The 2,917-nt window shown below is 75.1% G+C and carries 3 protein-coding genes and 1 pseudogene; 2 read left to right on the forward strand and 2 right to left on the reverse strand.

Translation table 11 applies throughout. The features are described 5' to 3' along the window. Both AB0J39_RS38970 and AB0J39_RS38975 read right to left on the reverse strand, forming a co-directional pair. Window positions 1–258, reverse strand: a pseudogene (locus tag AB0J39_RS38970) (hypothetical protein); the annotation flags it as partial. Then, the gene (locus AB0J39_RS38975) at window positions 236–682 is read right to left on the reverse strand and encodes a hypothetical protein (RefSeq protein WP_363474171.1); all 447 of its coding nucleotides are present in this window, start codon (window positions 680–682) and stop codon (window positions 236–238) included. The pseudogene AB0J39_RS38970 and the gene AB0J39_RS38975, both read right to left, overlap by 23 nt. A gap of 107 nt (window positions 683–789) precedes the next feature. Between AB0J39_RS38975 and AB0J39_RS38980 the strand changes: the two genes are divergently transcribed. Both AB0J39_RS38980 and AB0J39_RS38985 read left to right on the forward strand, forming a co-directional pair. Beyond that, the gene (locus AB0J39_RS38980; RefSeq protein WP_363474173.1) at window positions 790–1,170 is read left to right on the forward strand and encodes a MarR family transcriptional regulator; all 381 of its coding nucleotides are present in this window, start codon (window positions 790–792) and stop codon (window positions 1,168–1,170) included. A 109-nt stretch (window positions 1,171–1,279) separates the two neighbouring features. Beyond that, the coding region (locus AB0J39_RS38985) for a serine/threonine-protein kinase (RefSeq protein ID WP_363474175.1) at window positions 1,280–2,917 on the forward strand (1,638 nt) is incomplete at its 3' end.

Below are 2,917 nucleotides of genomic sequence, written 5' to 3' on the forward strand. Positions count from 1 at the left end.
GGTGCCGAAGGTGTTGTCGGCGGTGCCTTTGAGGAAGCCGGTGGTGGGGCTGGCGCCGTTGGTCCAGGCCTTGGCGGCGGGGGTGGCGAAGCCGAAGCCGAAGGTCTTGTCCAGGAAGGCCCACAGGAACACCCAGCCGATGGCGATGCGGGCGGCGGCCCAGGCGTAGCGGGCGGGCCCGGTGCCGGTGGTCGTCTGGGGCGCGGTGGTGGCGGCGTGGAGGTGAGTCCTCTGGTTACGCCTTTCGATGGTGGCCATGACCGGCCCCTTTCAACGTCTTGCTGCTCTTTTTCGACGCCTCAAGCAAACCGCGATCACCCGCCCCGCCGCAGGTGCCGTACGGCACGCCGTATCCGCCCCGAAGTCCCGTGATCGTGGGACTTTCGGCCCGGGCGGCGGCGATTGGGGCGCCGCAGGTGAGGAAGAAGTCGCGAACGTTCTCGGCGAGCAGGTCCGGCACCTCCATCGCGGCGAAGTGGCCGCCGCGCTCGAACTCCGACCAGTGCCTGATGTCGTACAGCCGCTCGGCCAGCGGGCGCACCGACTGCGTGATGTCGTGCGCGAACACCGCCACGCCGACCGGCACCGGGCACGGCTCGGTCCGCCGCGGGGCGTCGCGGTGCAGCCGCGCCGAGGAGGCCGCGGTGGCGGTGAGCCAGTACAGCGAAACGTCGGTGAGCATCCGCTCGTCGCTGATCCGCGAGCGAGGGTCGGTCCACTGGGCGAAGCGCTCGGCGATCCAGGCCAGCTGGCCGACCGGCGAGTAGCTGGCTGCTCACCCAGCTGGCGGTGCACGCCCACCGGCTGGCGTCCGACGGCTTCGGCGAGGTGGGCGCACGCGGGTACCACTACCGGATCCTGGCCGCCCTGCACGAGTTCGGGGTGGCCAGTCAGGCCGAGCTCGGCCGCCGGTGCAGCATGGACCGCAGCGACGTGGTGGCGGCGATCAATCAGCTGGCCGGGCAGGGTTTCGTCGAGCGGACGCCGGACCCGGACGACCGCAGGCGCAACATCGTGGCCCTCACCGCCGCGGGTGACGAGCAGCTGCGACGGATGGACCGGGCGCTGGACAAGGTGCAGGACGACCTGCTCGGACCGCTTCCGGCCGAGGACAGGCAGACCCTGACCCGCCTGCTCACCCGGCTGCTCGCGCATCACCAGGGCAGATGAGGCGGCCGGCCGCCCGAGGGTGAGGTACGGATCACCCGTCCGGTCTTGGCGGCGGCGCGCGCCCGTAGCACGATCGGGGCAAGCGGTCCGCGGCTGGCGGGAGGTCCGGATGGTGACCGTCCTGCTCCCCGGCGACCCGCGCAGGCTCGGCGGCTACTGGCTCGCCGGCCGCCTGGGCGAGGGCGGGCAGGGCGTCGTCTACGAGGCGTACGACGAGGCCGGGCAGCGGGTCGCCGTCAAGGTCCTGCGCCCTGCGGGCGGGACGGAGGACGAGCAGGCGCGGGCGCGGTTCGCCAAGGAGGTCGACGCCGCGCGCCGGGTCGCGCCGTTCTGCACGGCCCGGGTCATCTTCGCCGACTTGGAAGGCCCCCGGCCGTACATCGTGAGCGAGTTCGTCGCCGGGCCCAGCCTGCGCGCGGCGGTCGCGCGGAACGGGCCGTACGGGCCGGAGGAGCTGCACCGCCTCGCCACGGGCATCGCGACGGCGCTGGCCGCCATCCACGAGGCGTCGGTGATCCATCGCGACCTCAAACCGGACAACGTGCTGATCGGCCCGGACGGCCCGCGGGTCATCGACTTCGGCATCGCCAGGACCGCCGACATGTCGCTGACGACGACGGGCCACGTCGCCGGCACACCGGCCTTCATGGCCCCGGAGATCGTGGTCGGGGCCCGGGCGGGTCCCGCCGTCGACATCTGGGCGTGGGGAGCGGTGACGCTGTTCGCCGCCACCGGCCGTGAGCCGTTCTCCGAGGGGATCACGCCACTGCCGGTACCCGGCGCCGCTCCCGGCCCGCCGGGGCAGGCGCTGACCGGGGTGGCGGCCCTGCTGCACCGCATCCTGGCCGCCGAACCGGATCTGACGGCGCTGCGGGAGCCGCTGCGCGGTCTGGTGGCCCGGGCGCTCGACAAGAACCCGGAGGCCAGGCCCGAGGCGGCCGTCCTCCTCGCCGCGCTGCTCGGCCATCCGTACGGCCGGGGCGAGGCGCTGCTCGCGGAGGGCACCCGTACGGCCGAGGGCGGGGGCACAGGGCCGTCCCGGGCTCTCGCGCCACCTTCGCTCGCGGCCGTGGCCGAGGAGGCGTACGGCGCGCTCGCTCCGGCGGACCAGGCGCTGGTACCGCGGATCATGCTGCGGATGGTCGCGCCGGGGGAGGGCGGCGACGACCTGCCCCGGCGGGTGCCGGAGGACGAGCTTCTCGACGGCGTGGTCGACCGGGAGACCGCCTCCCGCGTGCTGTCCGGCTTCGCCCGCGCCGATCTCGTCGTGCGGGACGGCGAGACGGTCGCCCTCGCCGCCGCCGCGCTGCTGCGGGCCTGGCCCCGGTTGCACGGGTGGGTCGACGCGGACCGCGCGGGCCTGCGCGTGCAGCGGCCCCTGACCGAGGCCGCCCGCCTGTGGGACCGGCACGGGCGGCGGCCCGGCGACCTCTACCAGGGGACGGCGCTGGAGACCGCGCTCGGCTGGGCGGCCACCACGCGCCACCACGTCACGCTGAACACGCTGGAGAAGGCGTTCCTCGACGAGTCCCGGGCGCTCGCCCGGCTCCGCGCCCGGCGGCGGCGCCGCCTCACCGCCGCGCTCGCCGTGCTCGCGGTGGTCGCGGCGGCCTCGGCCGGGCTGGCCCTCGACCAGAAGTCGTCCGCCGAGCGGCAGCGGGACGTGGCCGTCGCCCGGCGGCTCGCCGCCCTGGCCGAGACCTCGCGCTCAGCGCCATCGCCCGCGCGGGATCGGACGAGCGCGAGG

The sequence above is a fragment of the Microbispora sp. NPDC049633 genome, from assembly GCF_040675265.1.
Taxonomy (GTDB): domain Bacteria; phylum Actinomycetota; class Actinomycetes; order Streptosporangiales; family Streptosporangiaceae; genus Microbispora; species Microbispora maris.

Bases quoted from the DNA above. Each gene is read 5' to 3' on its own strand.
- AB0J39_RS38975 (WP_363474171.1), bottom strand. From the start codon at position 682: ATGCTCACCGACGTTTCGCTGTACTGGCTCACCGCCACCGCGGCCTCC.